This window comes from Escherichia sp. MOD1-EC5495, from assembly GCF_002965965.1.
In the GTDB taxonomy this organism is placed as follows: domain Bacteria; phylum Pseudomonadota; class Gammaproteobacteria; order Enterobacterales; family Enterobacteriaceae; genus Escherichia; species Escherichia ruysiae.
This window is the reverse complement of sequence record NZ_PTRI01000022.1, coordinates 48,794-67,385: the sequence shown is the minus strand read 5'-3', so window position 1 is coordinate 67,385 and position 18,592 is coordinate 48,794. Positions and strand designations below refer to the sequence as shown.

Below are 18,592 nucleotides of genomic sequence, written 5' to 3'. Positions count from 1 at the left end.
TACGAAAGCGTATCCGGTGAAATAAAGTCAACCTTTAGTTGGTTAATGTTACACCAACAACGAAACCAACACGCCAGGCTTATTCCTGTGGAGTTATATATGAGCGATAAAATTATTCACCTGACTGACGACAGTTTTGACACGGATGTACTCAAAGCGGACGGGGCAATCCTCGTCGATTTCTGGGCAGAGTGGTGCGGTCCGTGCAAAATGATCGCCCCGATTCTGGATGAAATCGCTGACGAATATCAGGGCAAACTGACCGTTGCAAAACTGAACATCGATCAAAACCCTGGCACTGCGCCGAAATATGGCATCCGTGGTATCCCGACTCTGCTGCTGTTCAAGAATGGCGAAGTGGCGGCAACGAAAGTCGGTGCGCTGTCTAAAGGTCAGTTGAAAGAGTTCCTCGACGCCAATCTGGCATAAGGGAACGTCATGTTCGGGTGCCCTGTCGCTAAAAACTGGACGCCCGGCGTGAGCCATGCTAACTTAATGTTGACTTCGTATTAAACTTACCTTATTAAGTTTGAATCTTGTAATATCCAACGCTTCCCGTTTTTATCTAATGCGAAGTGAACAGATTTCTGGTTTGTCACTCAATCCGTCTTGTCGTTTCAGTTCTGCGTACTTTCCTGTGACCAGACAGCGAAAAGACATGAGTCGATGACCGTAAACAGGCATGGATGATCCTGCCATACCATTCACAACATTAAGTTCGAGATTTACCCCAAGTTTAAGAACTCACACCACTATGAATCTTACCGAATTAAAGAATACGCCGGTTTCTGAGCTGATCACTCTCGGCGAAAATATGGGGCTGGAAAATCTGGCTCGTATGCGTAAGCAGGACATTATTTTTGCCATCCTGAAGCAGCACGCAAAGAGTGGCGAAGATATCTTTGGTGATGGCGTACTGGAGATATTGCAGGATGGATTTGGTTTCCTCCGTTCCGCAGACAGCTCCTACCTCGCCGGTCCTGATGACATCTACGTTTCTCCCAGCCAAATCCGCCGTTTCAACCTCCGCACTGGTGATACCATCTCTGGTAAGATTCGCCCGCCGAAAGAAGGTGAACGCTATTTTGCGCTGCTGAAAGTTAATGAAGTTAACTTCGATAAACCTGAAAACGCCCGCAATAAAATCCTCTTTGAGAACTTGACCCCGCTGCACGCAAACTCTCGTCTGCGTATGGAACGTGGTAACGGTTCTACTGAAGATTTGACCGCTCGCGTGCTGGATCTGGCTTCGCCAATCGGTCGTGGTCAGCGTGGTCTGATTGTGGCACCGCCGAAAGCCGGTAAAACCATGCTGCTGCAGAACATTGCTCAGAGCATTGCTTACAACCACCCGGATTGTGTGCTGATGGTTCTGCTGATCGACGAACGTCCGGAAGAAGTAACCGAGATGCAGCGTCTGGTTAAAGGGGAAGTTGTCGCTTCTACCTTTGACGAACCGGCATCTCGTCACGTTCAGGTTGCGGAAATGGTGATCGAGAAGGCGAAACGTCTGGTTGAGCACAAGAAAGACGTTATCATTCTGCTTGACTCTATTACTCGTCTGGCGCGTGCTTACAACACCGTCGTTCCTGCTTCCGGTAAAGTGTTGACCGGTGGTGTGGACGCTAACGCACTGCATCGTCCGAAACGCTTCTTCGGTGCGGCGCGTAACGTGGAAGAGGGCGGCAGCCTGACCATCATCGCCACGGCGCTCATCGATACGGGTTCCAAAATGGACGAAGTTATCTACGAAGAGTTTAAAGGCACCGGTAACATGGAGCTGCACCTCTCTCGTAAGATCGCTGAAAAACGCGTCTTCCCGGCTATCGACTACAACCGTTCTGGTACGCGTAAAGAAGAACTGCTCACCACTCAGGAAGAGCTGCAGAAAATGTGGATCCTGCGCAAAATCATTCACCCAATGGGCGAAATCGACGCAATGGAATTCCTCATTAACAAGCTCGCGATGACCAAGACGAATGACGATTTCTTTGAGATGATGAAACGCTCATAAATTTGTCTTATGCTAAAAACGCCACGTGTTTACGTGGCGTTTTGCTTTTATATCTGTAATCTTAGCAGCATGCCTGTGATGGTGGGAAAATTCCTGGTTTTTGCGGGTGTTTTATACGATTTTCGTCGCGAGTGGTTGGTTTTTACACAAGTCTGATTGGTTCAGAAAGTAGTTTCCCTTCTGAATAAAGGTCTTCGTGGGTATACTTCTGCTAATAATTTTCTCTGAGAGCATGCATTGTGAATTTACTGACAGTGAGTACTGATCTCATCAGTATTTTTTTATTCACGACACTGTTTCTGTTTTTTGCCCGCAAGGTAGCAAAAAAAGTCGGTTTAGTGGATAAACCTAACTTCCGCAAACGTCACCAGGGATTGATACCGCTCGTTGGGGGTATTTCAGTTTATGCAGGGATTTGCTTTACGTTCGGAATTGTCGATTATTACATTCCGCATGCATCTCTCTACCTGGCTTGCGCTGGCGTCCTGGTGTTCATTGGCGCGCTGGATGACCGTTTTGATATCAGCGTAAAAATCCGAGCCACCATACAGGCCGCTGTTGGCATCATTATGATGGTGTTCGGCAAACTTTATCTCAGTAGCCTTGGCTATATTTTTGGCGACTGGGAGATGGTACTCGGACCGTTTGGGTATTTCCTGACGTTGTTTGCAGTCTGGGCGGCAATTAATGCTTTCAATATGGTTGATGGCATTGACGGTTTGCTGGGCGGCTTATCCTGCGTCTCATTTGCGGCAATTGGCATGATTTTGTGGTTCGACGGGCAAACCAGCCTCGCTATCTGGTGCTTTGCGATGATCGCCGCCATCCTGCCTTACATCATGCTCAACCTCGGTATTCTGGGACGTCGCTATAAAGTCTTTATGGGCGATGCGGGCAGTACACTGATTGGTTTTACCGTAATCTGGATCCTGCTGGAAACCACCCAGGGCAAAACGCATCCGATTAGCCCGGTGACTGCATTATGGATAATCGCCATTCCGCTAATGGATATGGTGGCAATTATGTATCGTCGCCTGCGTAAAGGCATGAGTCCGTTCTCTCCTGACCGCCAGCACATTCATCATTTAATCATGCGCGCCGGCTTTACTTCTCGTCAGGCATTTGTGCTGATTACCCTTGCTGCTGCACTGCTTGCCTCCATTGGCGTGCTGGCAGAATATTCTCATTTTGTCCCTGAATGGGTCATGCTGGTGCTCTTTTTGCTAGCATTCTTCCTCTATGGCTATTGCATTAAGCGCGCCTGGAAGGTTGCTCGCTTTATTAAGCGTGTGAAACGCCGACTGCGCAGAAACCGTGGTGGCAGCCCCAACTTAACCAAATAAACGAGGATGTAATGACGCAACCAATGCCTGGGAAACCAGCCGAAGACGCTGAAAATGAACTGGATATTCGTGGGTTGTTTCGTACCTTGTGGGCTGGGAAGCTGTGGATTATTGGCATGGGGCTGGCGTTTGCGTTAATTGCGCTGGCATATACATTTTTCGCCCGCCAGGAGTGGAGCGCGACGGCGATTACCGATCGTCCAACGGTGAATATGCTGGGGGGATACTACTCACAGCAGCAGTTTTTGCGTAACCTGGACGTCCGTTCGAACATGGCTCCAGCCGACCAACCATCGGTCATGGACGAAGCCTATAAAGAATTTGTTATGCAGCTGGCGTCGTGGGACACCCGTCGCGATTTCTGGCTGCAGACGGATTATTACAAACAGCGGATGGTCGGTAACAGTAAAGCTGATGCGGCTCTGCTGGATGAAATGATCAACAACATCCAGTTTATTCCCGGTGATTTCACCCGCGCGATCAATGATAACGTTAAATTGATTGCCGAAACTGCCCCTGATGCCAATAATCTGCTGCGTCAATATGTCGCATTCGCCAGTCAGCGCGCTGCCAGCCATCTGAATGATGAGCTGAAAGGCGCATGGGCAGCACGCACTATCCAAATGAAAGCCCAGGTGAAGCGTCAGGAAGAAGTGGCGAAAGCGATCTACGACCGCCGGGTAAACAGCATTGAGCAGGCGCTCAAAATCGCCGAGCAACATAATATTTCTCGTAGTGCGACAGATGTCCCTGCGGATGAATTGCCTGATTCAGAAATGTTTTTGCTGGGTCGCCCTATGCTGCAGGCGCGATTAGAAAACTTACAGGCTGTCGGTCCGGCCTTTGATCTCGACTATGATCAGAATCGGGCCATGTTAAACACCCTTAATGTAGGTCCAACCCTGGATCCGCGTTTTCAGACCTATCGCTATTTGCGTACGCCGGAAGAACCGGTAAAACGCGATAGCCCACGTCGTGCCTTCCTGATGATTATGTGGGGCATTGTCGGGGGGCTGATCGGGGCTGGTGTCGCATTAACCCGCCGTTGCTCGAAATAGCAACACAGCTGCGGTGAGCGCAAAGGCGCTCGCCGCTTATTCAAAGAGAATCGATGTGAAAGTACTGACTGTATTTGGTACGCGCCCGGAAGCCATCAAGATGGCGCCGCTGGTGCATGCGTTGGCAAAAGATCCTTTTTTTGAGGCTAAAGTTTGCGTCACTGCGCAGCATCGGGAGATGCTCGATCAGGTGCTGAAACTCTTTTCCATTGTACCTGACTACGATCTCAACATAATGCAGCCAGGGCAGGGCCTGACAGAGATAACCTGTCGAATTCTTGAAGGATTAAAACCTATTCTTGCCGAGTTCAAACCAGACGTGGTGCTGGTACACGGCGATACCACCACGACGCTGGCCACCAGTCTGGCGGCGTTTTATCAGCGTATTCCTGTTGGTCACGTAGAGGCCGGACTGCGTACGGGCGATCTCTATTCACCCTGGCCGGAAGAGGCTAACCGCACGCTGACCGGTCATCTGGCGATGTACCATTTCTCCCCGACTGAAACCTCGCGGCAAAACCTGCTGCGTGAAAATGTCGCTGATAGCCGAATCTTTATCACCGGCAATACCGTTATCGACGCCTTGCTGTGGGTGCGCGACCAGGTGATGAGCAGCGATACGCTGCGTTCTGAACTGGCGGAAAATTACCCGTTTATCGACCCCAATAAGAAGATGATTCTGGTGACCGGTCACAGACGTGAGAGCTTCGGTCGTGGTTTTGAAGAAATTTGCCACGCACTGGCAGAAATCGCCACCACTCATCAGGACATCCAGATTGTCTATCCGGTACATCTCAACCCGAACGTCAGAGAACCGGTAAACCGCATTCTGGGGCATGTGAAAAATGTCATTCTGATCGATCCCCAGGAGTATTTACCGTTTGTCTGGCTGATGAACCACGCCTGGTTGATTTTGACTGACTCTGGCGGTATTCAGGAAGAAGCGCCTTCACTGGGTAAACCGGTGCTGGTGATGCGCGATACCACTGAACGTCCGGAAGCGGTGACTGCGGGTACGGTGCGTCTGGTCGGCACGGATAAGCAACGAATTGTCGAGGAAGTGACGCGTCTTTTAAAAGACGAAAATGAATATCAAACTATGAGCCGCGCCCATAACCCGTATGGTGATGGTCAGGCATGCTCTCGCATTTTGGAAGCGTTAAAAAATAATCGGATATCACTATGAGTTTTGCGACCATTTCTGTCATTGGACTGGGTTACATTGGGCTGCCAACGGCGGCAGCGTTTGCCTCCCGGCAAAAACAGGTGATTGGTGTCGATATCAACCAACAAGCGGTTGATACCATCAATCGTGGCGAAATCCATATCGTCGAGCCTGATTTGGCGAGTGTGGTAAAAACTGCCGTAGAAGGTGGTTTTTTACGAGCGAGCACGACGCCGGTTGAGGCGGATGCCTGGCTGATTGCTGTACCTACGCCGTTTAAAGGCGATCATGAACCGGATATGACTTACGTCGAATCGGCTGCCCGCTCCATTGCGCCAGTACTGAAAAAAGGCGCGCTGGTGATCCTTGAGTCCACCTCGCCGGTGGGCTCAACTGAGAAGATGGCAGAATGGTTAGCAGAGATGCGTCCAGATCTGACTTTCCCGCAGCAAGTGGGCGAGCAGGCGGACGTCAACATTGCTTACTGCCCGGAACGCGTGTTGCCGGGGCAGGTGATGGTCGAGTTGATTAAAAATGACCGTGTGATTGGCGGTATGACACCGGTTTGTTCTGCGCGCGCCAGCGAATTGTACAAAATTTTCCTCGAAGGTGAGTGTGTCGTCACGAACTCGCGGACGGCGGAAATGTGTAAGTTGACTGAAAACAGCTTCCGCGATGTGAATATTGCTTTTGCTAACGAACTATCGCTGATTTGTGCCGATCAGGGGATTAACGTCTGGGAACTGGTTCGCCTGGCGAATCGCCATCCACGAGTCAATATTCTTCAGCCTGGGCCTGGCGTGGGCGGTCACTGTATCGCTGTTGATCCGTGGTTTATCGTGGCGCAGAACCCGCAGCAGGCGCGGCTTATCCGTACCGCGCGCGAAGTGAACGACAACAAACCTTTCTGGGTTATCGATCAGGTCAAAGCGGTGGTTGCCGACTGCCTGTCCGCTACGGATAAACGCGCCAGCGAGCTGAAAATTGCCTGCTTTGGTCTGGCGTTTAAACCGAATATTGATGATCTACGCGAAAGTCCGGCAATGGAAATCGCTGAGCTGATCGCTCAATGGCACAGTGGTGAAACGCTGGTTGTTGAACCGAATATTCACCAGTTGCCGAAAAAACTGACCGGGCTTTGCACTCTGGCGCAGCTTGACGACGCACTTGCAACGGCAGATGTGCTGGTGATGCTGGTCGATCACAGTCAGTTCAAAGCCATCAGCGGCGAACATGTTAAACAGCAGTATGTCGTGGATACCAAAGGGGTCTGGCGCTGATTACAGTGAATGACTGTTTTGAGGGAGTCACACAATGCCCATTCGCGCCAGAATTGAACCACTAACCTGGGAAAACACCTTCTTTGGTGTCAACAGCGCCATTGTGCGCATTAGTCCTGACGCGCCACTCCTGACGTCAGACGCCTTAGCGCCGTGGTCACGGGTGCAGGCCAAAATTGCCGCATCAAATACCGATGAGCTGGACGCCTTGCAACAACAGGGATTCTCACTGGTTGAGGGGGAAGTTGATTTGGTACTGCCCGTGAACAACGCAAGTGATAGCGACGCAGAAGTGGCACAAGAGACAGATATTCCAGTGCTACGCCAGTTAGCCAGTGAGGCATTTGCGCAAAGCCGTTTTCGTGCGCCGTGGTATGCGCCTGACGCCAGTGGCCGCTTTTATGCACAGTGGATTGAAAACGCCGTACGCGGCACTTTTGATCATCAATGCCTGATTTTACGCTCAGCGTCTGGTGATATTTGTGGCTATGTTTCTCTACGAGAATTGAATGCCACTGACGCGCGCATTGGCTTGCTGGCAGGCCGTGGCTCCGGTGCACAGCTGATGCAAGCGGCACTAAACTGGGCGTATGCTCGCGGTAAAAAAACATTGCGGGTGGCGACCCAGATGGGCAACACCGCCGCGCTTAAACGATACATACAAAGTGGTGCGAATGTAGAAAGCACCGCGTACTGGTTATACAGGTGATCACATGATTCCATTTAACGCACCGCCGGTGGTAGGAACCGAACTCGACTATATGCAGTCGGCAATGGGTAGCGGCAAACTGTGCGGCGATGGCGGTTTTACCCGTCGCTGCCAGCAGTGGCTGGAGCAACGTTTTGGTAGTGCCAAAGTGCTGCTGACGCCGTCCTGCACCGCTTCGCTGGAGATGGCGGCGTTGCTGCTCGATATCCAGCCGGGCGATGAAGTGATCATGCCGAGCTACACCTTTGTCTCCACCGCCAACGCCTTCGTGCTGCGTGGAGCAAAAATCGTCTTTGTGGATGTCCGCCCGGACACCATGAACATCGACGAAACGCTTATTGAATCGGCGATCACCGACAAAACGCGCGTTATCGTGCCGGTACATTACGCGGGCGTGGCCTGTGAAATGGACACCATTATGGCGCTGGCGAAAAAGCATAACCTGTTTGTGGTGGAAGATGCCGCGCAGGGCGTGATGTCCACTTACAAAGGGCGTGCGCTGGGAACCATTGGTCATATTGGCTGCTTTAGCTTCCATGAAACCAAAAACTACACGGCGGGCGGTGAAGGTGGTGCGACGCTGATTAACGATAAAGCGTTGATTGAACGTGCCGAGATCATCCGTGAAAAAGGCACTAACCGCAGCCAGTTCTTCCGTGGTCAGGTCGATAAATATACCTGGCGTGATATTGGTTCCAGCTATCTGATGTCCGATCTGCAAGCTGCGTACCTGTGGGCGCAACTGGAAGCCGCCGAACGTATCAACCAGCAACGTCTGGCGTTGTGGCAAAACTACTACGATGCGTTAGCACCTCTGGCGAAAGCCGGGCGTATCGAATTGCCGTCGATTCCAGATGGCTGCGTGCAGAACGCGCATATGTTCTACATTAAGCTGCGGGATAATGATGACCGGAGCGCATTGATTAACTTCCTGAAAGAAGCGGAGATTATGGCGGTGTTCCATTATATTCCGCTACACGCAAGCCCTGCGGGTGAACGCTTTGGTGAGTTCCACGGCGAAGATCGCTACACCACCAAAGAGAGCGAGCGCCTGCTGCGCCTTCCTCTGTTCTACAATTTGTCGCCCGTCAATCAACGCACGGTAATTGCGACCTTGTTGAACTACTTCTCCTGATATGTCGCTGGCAAAAGCGTCCTTATGGACGGCGGCCAGTACGCTGGTCAAGATTGGCGCCGGATTACTGGTCGGTAAGTTGCTGGCGGTATCATTTGGTCCGGCTGGGCTGGGACTGGCGGCAAATTTCCGCCAGTTGATTACCGTGCTCGGCGTGCTTGCTGGGGCGGGCATCTTTAATGGCGTAACCAAATACGTTGCCCAGTACCATGATAATCCGCAGCAGTTGCGCCGAGTGGTCGGTACTTCATCAGCGATGGTGCTAGGCTTCTCTACGCTGATGGCGCTGGTTTTTGTGCTGGCAGCTGCGCCAATCAGCCAGGGATTGTTTGGTAATACCGACTATCAAGGGCTGGTGCGTTTAGTGGCGTTGGTGCAAATGGGGATCGCCTGGGGCAACCTGTTACTGGCGTTGATGAAAGGCTTTCGCGATGCCGCAGGTAATGCGTTATCGCTGATTGTCGGCAGCTTGATTGGCGTTATCGCCTATTACGTCAGTTACCGTTTGGGCGGTTATGAAGGCGCGTTGCTGGGTCTGGCGTTGATTCCTGCGCTGGTGGTGATTCCTGCCGTCATCATGTTAATTAAGCGTGGTGCAATCCCGTTAAGCTATCTGAAACCCAGCTGGGATAATGGTCTGGCTGGGCAGTTGAGTAAGTTCACGCTCATGGCGCTGATTACGTCGGTGACCTTGCCCGTTGCTTACATCATGATGCGTAAACTGCTGGCGGCGCAATACAGCTGGGATGAAGTGGGGATCTGGCAAGGGGTGAGCAGTATTTCCGATGCCTACCTGCAATTTATTACGGCATCGTTCAGCGTATATTTGCTGCCCACGTTGTCGCGGCTAACGGAAAAGCGCGATATTACCCGGGAAGTGGTGAAGTCGCTGAAATTCGTCTTACCGGCAGTGGCGGCGGCGAGTTTTACCGTCTGGCTGCTGCGTGATTTTGCTATCTGGCTGTTGTTGTCGAATAAATTTACCGCCATGCGCGATCTCTTTGCCTGGCAGTTGGTAGGCGATGTATTGAAAGTGGGCGCTTATGTCTTTGGTTATCTGGTGATCGCCAAAGCATCGCTGCGGTTTTATATTCTGGCGGAAGTCAGCCAGTTCACTTTGTTGATGGTATTTGCCCACTGGTTGATCCCCGCGCATGGTGCTCTGGGCGCGGCGCAGGCTTATATGGCAACTTATATCGTCTATTTCTCTCTTTGTTGTGGCGTGTTTTTACTCTGGCGTAGGCGGGCATGACTGTACTGATTCACGTACTGGGATCGGATATCCCTCACCATAACCAAACCGTTCTACGGTTTTTCAACGACGCGCTGGCCGCGACGAGCGAGCACGCGCGCGAGTTTATGGTTGCTGGCAAGGACGACGGCTTAAGTGACAGCTGTCCGGCGCTTTCTGTGCAATTTTACCCTGGTAAAAAATCCCTGGCAGAAGCGGTCATCGCAAAGGCGAAAGCTAACCGCCAGCAGCGATTTTTCTTCCACGGTCAGTTCAACACCGCGCTATGGCTGGCGTTGCTGAGTGGTGGTATCAAACCCAGCCAGTTTTACTGGCATATCTGGGGTGCAGATCTCTATGAGGTTTCCAGCGGGCTGAAATTCAAACTTTTCTATCCTGTCCGCCGACTGGCACAAAAGCGAGTTGGCTGCGTATTTGCCACTCGCGGTGATTTGAGCTTTTTTGCTAAAACGCATCCTAAGGTGCGGGGCGAACTGATTTACTTCCCAACCCGAATGGATCCTTCTCTCAATACGATGGCGAACGATCGGCAACGTGAAGGGAAAATGACCATTCTGGTGGGGAACTCCGGCGATCGTAGCAATGAACACATCGCCGCCTTAAATGCTGTTCATCAGCAGTTTGGCGATACGGTAAAAGTGGTGGTGCCGATGGGATATCCGCCCAATAACGATTCGTATATTAACGAAGTTCGTCAGGCAGGACTGAAACTGTTCAGCGAAGAAAATCTGCAAGTTCTGAGCGAAAAACTGGATTTTGACGCCTATCTGGCGCTACTTCGTCAGTGCGATCTCGGCTACTTTATTTTTGCCCGCCAGCAGGGCATTGGTACTCTGTGTTTGCTGATTCAGGCAGGCATTCCCTGCGTACTTAACCGGGAAAATCCGTTCTGGCAGGATATGACAGAGCAACATTTACCGGTGCTGTTTACTACCGACGATCTCAACGAGGATATTGTGCGTGAAGCGCAGCGCCAGCTTGCGTCGGTGGACAAAAACAACATTGCCTTCTTTAGCCCGAACTATCTGCAAGGCTGGCAGCGGGCGCTGGCTATTGCCAGCGGGGAGGACGCATGAGCCTGTTGCAATTTAGCGGCCTGTTTGTTGTCTGGCTGCTTTGCTCACTGTTTATTGCTACGCTGACCTGGTTTGAGTTTCGCCGCGTGCGCTTTAACTTCAATGTCTTCTTTTCATTGCTGTTTTTGCTCACCTTTTTCTTTGGCTTTCCGCTGACCAGCGTGCTGGTATTTCGCTTTAATGTCGGCGTTGCGCCGCCAGAAATTCTCCTTCAGGCGCTGCTTTCTGCTGCTTGCTTCTACGCGGTTTACTACGTTACCTACAAAACCCGCCTACGCAAACGCGTTGCTGATGTAGCGCGCCGCCCGCTGTTTACCATGAACCGCGTGGAGACCAATCTTACGTGGGTGATTCTGATGGGCATCGCGCTGGTGAGCGTCGGCATCTTCTTCATGCACAACGGTTTTTTGCTGTTCCGGCTTAACTCCTACAGCCAGATCTTCTCCAGTGAAGTCTCCGGCGTGGCGCTAAAACGCTTCTTTTACTTTTTCATCCCGGCGATGCTGGTGGTCTACTTTCTGCGCCAGGACAGCAAAGCGTGGCTGTTTTTCCTCGTCAGCACGGTCGCATTTGGCTTGCTGACTTATATGATCGTCGGCGGTACTCGCGCCAATATCATCATCGCATTCGCTATCTTCCTGTTTATTGGCATTATTCGCGGCTGGATTTCGTTGTGGATGCTGGCGGCGGCAGGCGTGCTGGGGATTGTTGGCATGTTCTGGCTGGCGCTAAAACGCTATGGAATGAACGTTAGCGGCGATGAGGCGTTCTACACGTTTCTCTATCTCACCCGCGACACCTTCTCGCCGTGGGAGAATCTGGCGTTGCTGTTGCAGAACTACGACAACATCGACTTCCAGGGGCTGGCACCGATTGTCCGCGATTTCTATGTCTTTATTCCTTCCTGGTTGTGGCCGGGACGCCCGAGTATGGTGCTGAATTCTGCCAACTATTTCACCTGGGAAGTGCTGAACAATCACTCCGGCCTGGCAATCTCGCCTACGCTTATTGGTTCACTGGTTGTTATGGGCGGCGCGCTGTTTATTCCTCTGGGGGCGATTGTAGTTGGACTGATCATTAAATGGTTCGACTGGCTGTATGAGCTGGGCAACCGCGAAACCAATCGTTATAAGGCCGCGATATTGCACAGTTTCTGCTTCGGGGCGATCTTTAATATGATTGTACTGGCGCGCGAAGGGCTGGATTCGTTTGTCTCACGCGTGGTCTTTTTTATCGTGGTCTTCGGCGCATGTCTGATGATCGCAAAACTGTTGTACTGGCTTTTTGAAAGCGCCGGACTCATTCATAAACGCACAAAATCATCGCTCCGGGCGCGGGTTGAAGGATAACAATGAATAACAACACCACGGCACCGACCTATACGCTACGTGGCTTACCGTTGATCGGTTGGCGTGATATGCAGCACGCCCTCGATTATCTGTTCGCTGACGGGCAGCTTAAGCAGGGAACGCTGGTTGCCATTAATGCCGAAAAAATGCTGACCATTGAAGATAACGCCGAGGTCAGGGAGTTAATTAACGCTGCCGAATTTAAATATGCCGATGGTATTAGCGTTGTGCGTTCGGTACGGAAAAAGTACCCACAGGCACAGATTTCCCGCGTTGCCGGAGCCGATCTCTGGGAAGAGCTGATGGCGCGCGCAGGAAAAGAAGGGACGCCAGTATTTCTTGTTGGCGGTAAACCTGAAGTGCTGGCGCAAACTGAAGCTAAACTGCGCAACCAGTGGAATGTGAATATCGTTGGTAGTCAGGATGGTTATTTTAAACCCGAGCAGCGTCAGGCGCTGTTTGAACGCATTCATGCCAGTGGAGCGCAAATCGTCACCGTTGCGATGGGATCTCCCAAGCAGGAGATCTTCATGCGTGACTGCCGTCTGGTGCATCCAGATGCGCTGTATATGGGCGTTGGCGGGACTTACGATGTCTTTGCTGGTCATGTGAAACGCGCACCGAAAATCTGGCAAAAACTGGGGCTGGAGTGGCTCTATCGCCTGCTTTCGCAGCCAAGCCGCATTAAACGCCAGCTCCGTTTACTGCGCTATTTACGCTGGCACTACACCGGTAACCTCTAATTTTCCTTTCTGTAAAGCGACGGAGTGGTCACTCCGTCGCCTGCCTGCTGTTTTATTACACAAAACATTCAAATTTTTAATGCTTCATTTGCCATTTCTTCTAAATTACGAAAACATTCGCAACACTCGATGTACCCATAACGATAACCGGTAACACCGGAAAAACATGCAAACACAACACGAGGATTTATGGCAGATAACAAACCAGAGCTACAGCGTGGGCTGGAAGCTCGACATATCGAACTCATCGCCCTGGGGGGCACCATCGGCGTTGGCTTGTTTATGGGGGCTGCCAGTACCCTGAAATGGGCTGGGCCATCCGTATTGCTGGCCTATATCATCGCCGGGCTGTTCGTCTTTTTTATCATGCGTTCAATGGGCGAAATGTTGTTCCTCGAACCGGTTACCGGTTCGTTCGCCGTTTACGCGCATCGTTATATGAGCCCGTTCTTTGGCTATCTTACCGCCTGGTCTTACTGGTTTATGTGGATGGCGGTGGGGATTTCAGAAATTACCGCCATCGGCGTCTACGTCCAGTTCTGGTTCCCGGAGATGGCGCAGTGGATACCCGCATTGATCGCGGTGGCGCTGGTGGCGTTGGCGAATCTGGCGGCGGTGCGGTTGTACGGCGAAATCGAGTTCTGGTTCGCGATGATCAAAGTCACCACAATTATTGTGATGATCGTCATTGGCCTGGGCGTGATTTTCTTTGGCTTTGGTAATGGCGGGCAGTCGATTGGGTTTAGCAATCTCACAGAGCATGGCGGTTTCTTTGCGGGTGGCTGGAAAGGGTTCCTGACCGCGCTGTGTATCGTGGTGGCGTCCTACCAGGGCGTGGAGCTGATTGGTATCACTGCCGGTGAAGCGAAGAATCCGCAGGTGACGCTGCGCAGCGCGGTAGGCAAAGTACTGTGGCGGATCCTGATTTTCTACGTAGGCGCGATTTTCGTTATCGTCACCATCTTCCCGTGGAATGAAATTGGCAGCAACGGCAGCCCGTTCGTACTGACTTTCGCCAAAATCGGTATTACCGCAGCGGCGGGCATTATCAACTTTGTGGTGCTGACGGCGGCGCTCTCTGGCTGTAACAGCGGCATGTACAGTTGCGGACGTATGCTTTACGCGCTGGCGAAAAACCGTCAGTTACCGGCGGCGATGGCGAAAGTTTCTCGTCACGGCGTACCGGTTGCGGGTGTGGCGGTATCAATAGCCATTCTGTTGATTGGTTCATGCCTGAACTACATCATCCCCAATCCACAGCGTGTGTTTGTTTACGTCTACAGCGCCAGCGTTCTTCCGGGGATGGTGCCGTGGTTTGTGATCCTGATTAGTCAGCTGCGTTTTCGTCGTGCGCACAAAGCGGCGATTGCCAGCCATCCGTTCCGCTCCATTCTCTTCCCGTGGGCCAATTACGTAACAATGGCATTCCTGATTTGCGTTTTGATCGGCATGTACTTTAATGAAGATACCCGTATGTCGCTGTTTGTCGGCATCATCTTCATGCTGGCGGTGACGGCGATTTATAAAGTTTTTGGCCTTAATCGCCACGGTAAAGTGCATAAACTGGAGGAATAAGCAGCAAAATGCACAAACCGTAACCAAACGCGCATTTTATTTAAAAAGGGACTAGACAGAGGGGTGGGAAGTCCGTATTATCCACCCCCGCAACGGCGCTAAGCGCCCGTAGCTCAGCTGGATAGAGCGCTGCCCTCCGGAGGCAGAGGTCTCAGGTTCGAATCCTGTCGGGCGCGCCATTTAGTCCCGGCGCTTGAGCTGCGGTGGTAGTAATACCGCGTAACAAGATTTGTAGTGGTGGCTATAGCTCAGTTGGTAGAGCCCTGGATTGTGATTCCAGTTGTCGTGGGTTCGAATCCCATTAGCCACCCCATTATTAGAAGTTGTGACAATGCGAAGGTGGCGGAATTGGTAGACGCGCTAGCTTCAGGTGTTAGTGTCCTTACGGACGTGGGGGTTCAAGTCCCCCCCCTCGCACCACGACTTTAAAGAATTGAACTAAAAATTCAAAAAGCAGTATTTCGGCGAGTAGCGCAGCTTGGTAGCGCAACTGGTTTGGGACCAGTGGGTCGGAGGTTCGAATCCTCTCTCGCCGACCAATTTTGAACCCCGCTTCGGCGGGGTTTTTTGTTTTCTGTGCATTTCGTCACTCACCCTTCGCAATAAACGCCCGTAATAACTCATTGCCCCACGGTATGATTTCGCCCCTAACGTATTGAAGGATGACTTCAGGCAAGGAGCGACCATGCTGCAACAGGTTCCAACGCGTGCTTTTCATGTGATGGCAAAACCGAGCGGTTCAGATTGTAATCTGAACTGTGACTACTGTTTTTATCTCGAAAAACAATCCCTTTACCGCGAACAACCTGTCACGCATATGGACGATGACACGCTTGAAGCGTATGTCCGTCACTATATCGCTGCCAGCGAACCCCAAAACGAAGTGGCTTTTACCTGGCAGGGCGGCGAACCAACGTTACTCGGGCTGGAGTTTTACCGCCGTGCAGTGGCGCTACAGGCGAAATATGGTGCTGGCAGGAAGGTAAGTAACAGCTTCCAGACTAACGGCGTGCTGCTCGATGATGAATGGTGTGCATTTCTGGCAGAAAATCATTTCCTGGTCGGTTTATCGCTGGATGGTCCGGCTGAGATCCATAATCAATATCGCGTGACCAAAGGCGGCAGACCAACGCATAAGCTGGTGATGCGCGCACTTAAATTACTGCAAAAATATCACGTTGATTATAACGTTCTGGCGTGCGTCAACCGTACCAGCGCGCAGCAACCGTTACAGGTTTATGATTTTTTACGTGATGTGGGCGTGGAGTTCATCCAGTTTATTCCGGTAGTGGAACGTCTGGCTGATGAAACAGCTGCCCGCGATGGACTGAAATTACATGCGCCTGGCGATATTCAGGGTGAGTTGACGGAATGGTCGGTGCGCCCCGATGAGTTCGGTGAATTTCTGGTGGCGATATTCGACTACTGGATCAAACGTGATGTCGGCAAGATTTTCGTAATGAATATCGAATGGGCGTTTGCCAATTTTGTCGGTGCGCCGGGTGCGGTTTGCCATCATCAGCCAACCTGTGGGCGCTCGGTGATTGTTGAGCACAACGGCGACGTTTACGCCTGCGATCACTATGTTTATCCGCAATATCGACTGGGGAATATGCTTCAGCAGACAGTTGCAGAAATGATCGATTCCCCGCAACAGCAGGCGTTTGGTGAAGATAAATTTAAGCAGTTGCCGGCGCAGTGTCGAAGTTGCAACGTGTTAAAAGCGTGCTGGGGAGGTTGCCCGAAACACCGCTTTATGCTCGATACCAGCGGCAAACCGGGGCTGAATTATTTATGTGCCGGGTATCAGCGTTATTTCCGCCATCTACCGCCATATCTTAAAGCAATGGCTGATTTGCTGGCGCACGGCCGCCCGGCCAGCGACATTATGCAGGCACATTTGATGGTGGTGAGTAAGTAAAAAGCGGCCATTTGGAGGCCGCTGCGATTGCTTGCCGGTGCCTACATGATCGTGCAAATTCAATAAATTGCAGCGTTCTGTAGGCTGGATAAGATGCTTCAGCATCGCATCCGGCAAAGGTAGCGGCTTAGTCAGATTTAATCTGCGCGCGTGGCGGATATTTTTTCAGGATCTCCATATACGCATGCATTTCGGTCTGTAGCGGTACTCCCATCGGAATATGCCGCACGCCGATGGAGTCGCTTTCCTGCGGATCGGTATAGAGATTAAATACCGCAGAGCCCGCCGTTTGCATTACTGTACCGGTGAATCCTCCCTGATATCCGCTCTGGGTATAGGCATATGGCTGCTGAATAAGAACATGATATTTGAACTCATCCATACGCACGGCAGCGAGTTGACCATTCAGGAAATAGTGCTCGGCTTTACGATTGGACTGACCGTTTGTTCCGAGGAAGAAAGAAGTCTGATCCACGCCATCGATAAAGGTGGTTTTCGGCACTAAATTTGCCACTTTCGCCCCAGGATGACCCGCCAGATCCAGCGCGGTTGGGAAAATATCCGCCAGATCGACAATACCGTCAGATTTACGCGGCTGGATCATGCCTTTCCAGTACACGAAAGTCGGTACGCGGACGCCGCCTTCCCAGGTCGAACCTTTAGAGCCACGGAACGGTGTGCGACCGTGTGGTGGCACTTCGGCTTCCGGGCCATTATCGGAGGTAAAGATAATCAGCGTGTTATCGAGCTGACCGTTTTTCTCCAGTGCTTTATACAGGTTGGCGAACACATCGTTCATCTCAACCATACAGTCGCCGTAAGAGGTGCGCGCCGGAGAACTTCCCGCATATTTTGCGTTCGGGTAGTTATCAAAGTGACAGCCGCGAGTGCCGTAATAGAGGAAAAAAGGTTTGTCGCTTTTTGCCATTTTATCGAGGAAATTAACGCCATATTTCATCCAGCGTTGATCCAGATCTTCCATATATTTCGGCGTAATGTCGGCAATGGCTTTTTGCTCACCGCCGCGCACGGCATGAACGTCATCTTTGCTGAACGGTAATTGTTTGATGTATTCAGAACGATCCGGGCTCAGGGCGACTTCCGGATTTACGTGAACATCGCGCCATTCGGTATACATATCGGACACTGAGTTGAAGCCACGGAAATCATCAAAGCCAACGTTTTGCGGCTGCGACTCTTTGTTTTCCCCCATGTGCCATTTCCCGATGGCTTGAGTGACATAGCCTTGATCATGCAGCAGTTGCGGGAGTGTCGTTAACCCTTGCAAACCGCCAGGTTGTCCGTACATCGGCGGCATCAAAATGCCGTGGTGGATGGAATACTGTCCAGTGAGAATCGTTGCGCGGGTTGGTGAAGAACTGGGTTGTGAATAAGCAGACGTTAAAATCAGCCCCTGGCTGGCAACGGCGTCAATGTCTGGCGTTGGGTTACCCACCGCCACGCCGCCGCCGTTAAAGCCAACGTCCATCCAGCCCACATCGTCCAGCAAGAAAACAACCACGTTCGGTTTCTTACCGGTTTTTTTCTCAAGTTCTGCCAGTTTCTGCTGGGTTTCTTTATCCTGCGCCGGGTGCTGCATTACCGGCATCATATTATCGGCAATTTGGGTTGCCGGTTTAACCAGATATTGATTTGGGTGATCGTATCCGGCAAAGCCTTTACGTGCGGTGGCAGTTGACGGGGTATCTGCTGCACTGGCCATAAGGGGAATAGCAGTGGCAACAGCAATAACAAGGAGTTTGGGTGAAAAAGAAATTTCCATGCGAAATGCTCCGGTTTCCTGTCATCAAAACGACGACGTAATTAAGCATTGATAATTGAGATCCCTCTCCCTGATAAAATAATTATATAAATAATTTATGGAAATATATTATTTATATACCGTGGAAATAAATATGAATATCAGGAGAGCATTTTCAATCCTACCTCCAGCGTGGCGGATATGTAAGGC

The 18,592-nt window shown here is 51.4% G+C and carries 16 protein-coding genes and 4 tRNA genes; 19 read left to right on the top strand and 1 reads right to left on the bottom strand.

What is annotated here, in order from left to right; translation table 11 throughout:
• The first annotated feature begins 99 nt into the window (after positions 1-99).
• From trxA to BEG40_RS17295, 19 genes are all read left to right on the top strand, one after another.
• A complete protein-coding gene (trxA, locus tag BEG40_RS17385) occupies positions 100-429 on the top strand; it encodes a thioredoxin TrxA (RefSeq protein ID WP_001280776.1) in 330 nt (109 codons plus the stop codon).
• Positions 430-568: 139 nt separating this feature from the next.
• Complete coding sequence (gene rhoL / locus BEG40_RS17380; RefSeq protein WP_010345119.1) at positions 569-670, top strand: rho operon leader peptide RhoL; 102 nt, start codon at positions 569-571, stop codon at positions 668-670.
• Between the two features lie 84 nt (positions 671-754).
• Positions 755-2,014, top strand: coding sequence for a transcription termination factor Rho (gene rho / locus BEG40_RS17375; protein ID WP_001054527.1), 1,260 nt, complete (start codon positions 755-757; stop codon positions 2,012-2,014).
• A gap of 239 nt (positions 2,015-2,253) precedes the next feature.
• Positions 2,254-3,357, top strand: a complete 1,104-nt coding sequence (gene wecA, locus BEG40_RS17370; RefSeq protein ID WP_001050953.1) for a UDP-N-acetylglucosamine--undecaprenyl-phosphate N-acetylglucosaminephosphotransferase — start codon at positions 2,254-2,256, stop codon at positions 3,355-3,357.
• 11 nt (positions 3,358-3,368) lie between these two features.
• Positions 3,369-4,415: an ECA polysaccharide chain length modulation protein gene (gene wzzE / locus BEG40_RS17365; RefSeq protein ID WP_000193459.1), complete on the top strand. Its 1,047-nt coding sequence runs from the start codon at positions 3,369-3,371 to the stop codon at positions 4,413-4,415.
• Positions 4,416-4,470: 55 nt separating this feature from the next.
• Positions 4,471-5,601 carry a non-hydrolyzing UDP-N-acetylglucosamine 2-epimerase gene (wecB, locus tag BEG40_RS17360; RefSeq protein WP_010349832.1) on the top strand — a complete coding sequence of 377 codons (1,131 nt, stop codon included), beginning with the start codon at positions 4,471-4,473 and terminating at the stop codon, positions 5,599-5,601.
• Positions 5,598-6,860, top strand: coding sequence for a UDP-N-acetyl-D-mannosamine dehydrogenase (gene wecC / locus BEG40_RS17355; protein WP_105285833.1), 1,263 nt, complete (start codon positions 5,598-5,600; stop codon positions 6,858-6,860). Before wecB ends, wecC begins: the two co-directional genes overlap by 4 nt.
• Before the next feature lie 34 nt (positions 6,861-6,894).
• Positions 6,895-7,569: a dTDP-4-amino-4,6-dideoxy-D-galactose acyltransferase gene (gene rffC / locus BEG40_RS17350; RefSeq protein ID WP_105285832.1), complete on the top strand. Its 675-nt coding sequence runs from the start codon at positions 6,895-6,897 to the stop codon at positions 7,567-7,569.
• A gap of 4 nt (positions 7,570-7,573) precedes the next feature.
• Positions 7,574-8,704: a dTDP-4-amino-4,6-dideoxygalactose transaminase gene (rffA, locus tag BEG40_RS17345; protein WP_000612064.1), complete on the top strand. Its 1,131-nt coding sequence runs from the start codon at positions 7,574-7,576 to the stop codon at positions 8,702-8,704.
• 1 nt (position 8,705) lies between these two features.
• Complete coding sequence (gene wzxE / locus BEG40_RS17340) at positions 8,706-9,956, top strand: lipid III flippase WzxE (RefSeq protein WP_039020281.1); 1,251 nt, start codon at positions 8,706-8,708, stop codon at positions 9,954-9,956.
• Complete coding sequence (gene rffT, locus BEG40_RS17335) at positions 9,953-11,032, top strand: TDP-N-acetylfucosamine:lipid II N-acetylfucosaminyltransferase (RefSeq protein WP_105285831.1); 1,080 nt, start codon at positions 9,953-9,955, stop codon at positions 11,030-11,032. Before wzxE ends, rffT begins: the two co-directional genes overlap by 4 nt.
• Positions 11,029-12,381, top strand: coding sequence for an ECA oligosaccharide polymerase (gene wzyE / locus BEG40_RS17330; RefSeq protein WP_105285830.1), 1,353 nt, complete (start codon positions 11,029-11,031; stop codon positions 12,379-12,381). The genes rffT and wzyE overlap by 4 nt, the downstream gene beginning before the upstream one ends.
• A 2-nt stretch (positions 12,382-12,383) precedes the next feature.
• A complete protein-coding gene (wecG, locus tag BEG40_RS17325; RefSeq protein WP_105285829.1) occupies positions 12,384-13,124 on the top strand; it encodes a lipopolysaccharide N-acetylmannosaminouronosyltransferase in 741 nt (246 codons plus the stop codon).
• 189 nt (positions 13,125-13,313) lie between these two features.
• Positions 13,314-14,699: a bifunctional threonine/serine APC transporter ThrP gene (gene thrP / locus BEG40_RS17320; protein WP_000774732.1), complete on the top strand. Its 1,386-nt coding sequence runs from the start codon at positions 13,314-13,316 to the stop codon at positions 14,697-14,699.
• 102 nt (positions 14,700-14,801) lie between these two features.
• Positions 14,802-14,878: transfer RNA gene (locus BEG40_RS17315), tRNA-Arg, on the top strand.
• A gap of 58 nt (positions 14,879-14,936) precedes the next feature.
• A tRNA-His gene (locus tag BEG40_RS17310) sits at positions 14,937-15,012 on the top strand.
• A gap of 20 nt (positions 15,013-15,032) precedes the next feature.
• Positions 15,033-15,119: transfer RNA gene (locus BEG40_RS17305), tRNA-Leu, on the top strand.
• Positions 15,120-15,161: 42 nt separating this feature from the next.
• A tRNA-Pro gene (locus BEG40_RS17300) sits at positions 15,162-15,238 on the top strand.
• A gap of 146 nt (positions 15,239-15,384) precedes the next feature.
• Complete coding sequence (locus BEG40_RS17295; RefSeq protein ID WP_105285828.1) at positions 15,385-16,620, top strand: anaerobic sulfatase maturase; 1,236 nt, start codon at positions 15,385-15,387, stop codon at positions 16,618-16,620.
• A gap of 127 nt (positions 16,621-16,747) precedes the next feature.
• On the opposite strand, the gene aslA is transcribed toward BEG40_RS17295, so the two are convergent.
• Positions 16,748-18,403, bottom strand: a complete 1,656-nt coding sequence (gene aslA / locus BEG40_RS17290) for an arylsulfatase AslA (RefSeq protein WP_105285827.1) — start codon at positions 18,401-18,403, stop codon at positions 16,748-16,750.
• Positions 18,404-18,592: the final 189 nt, after the last annotated feature.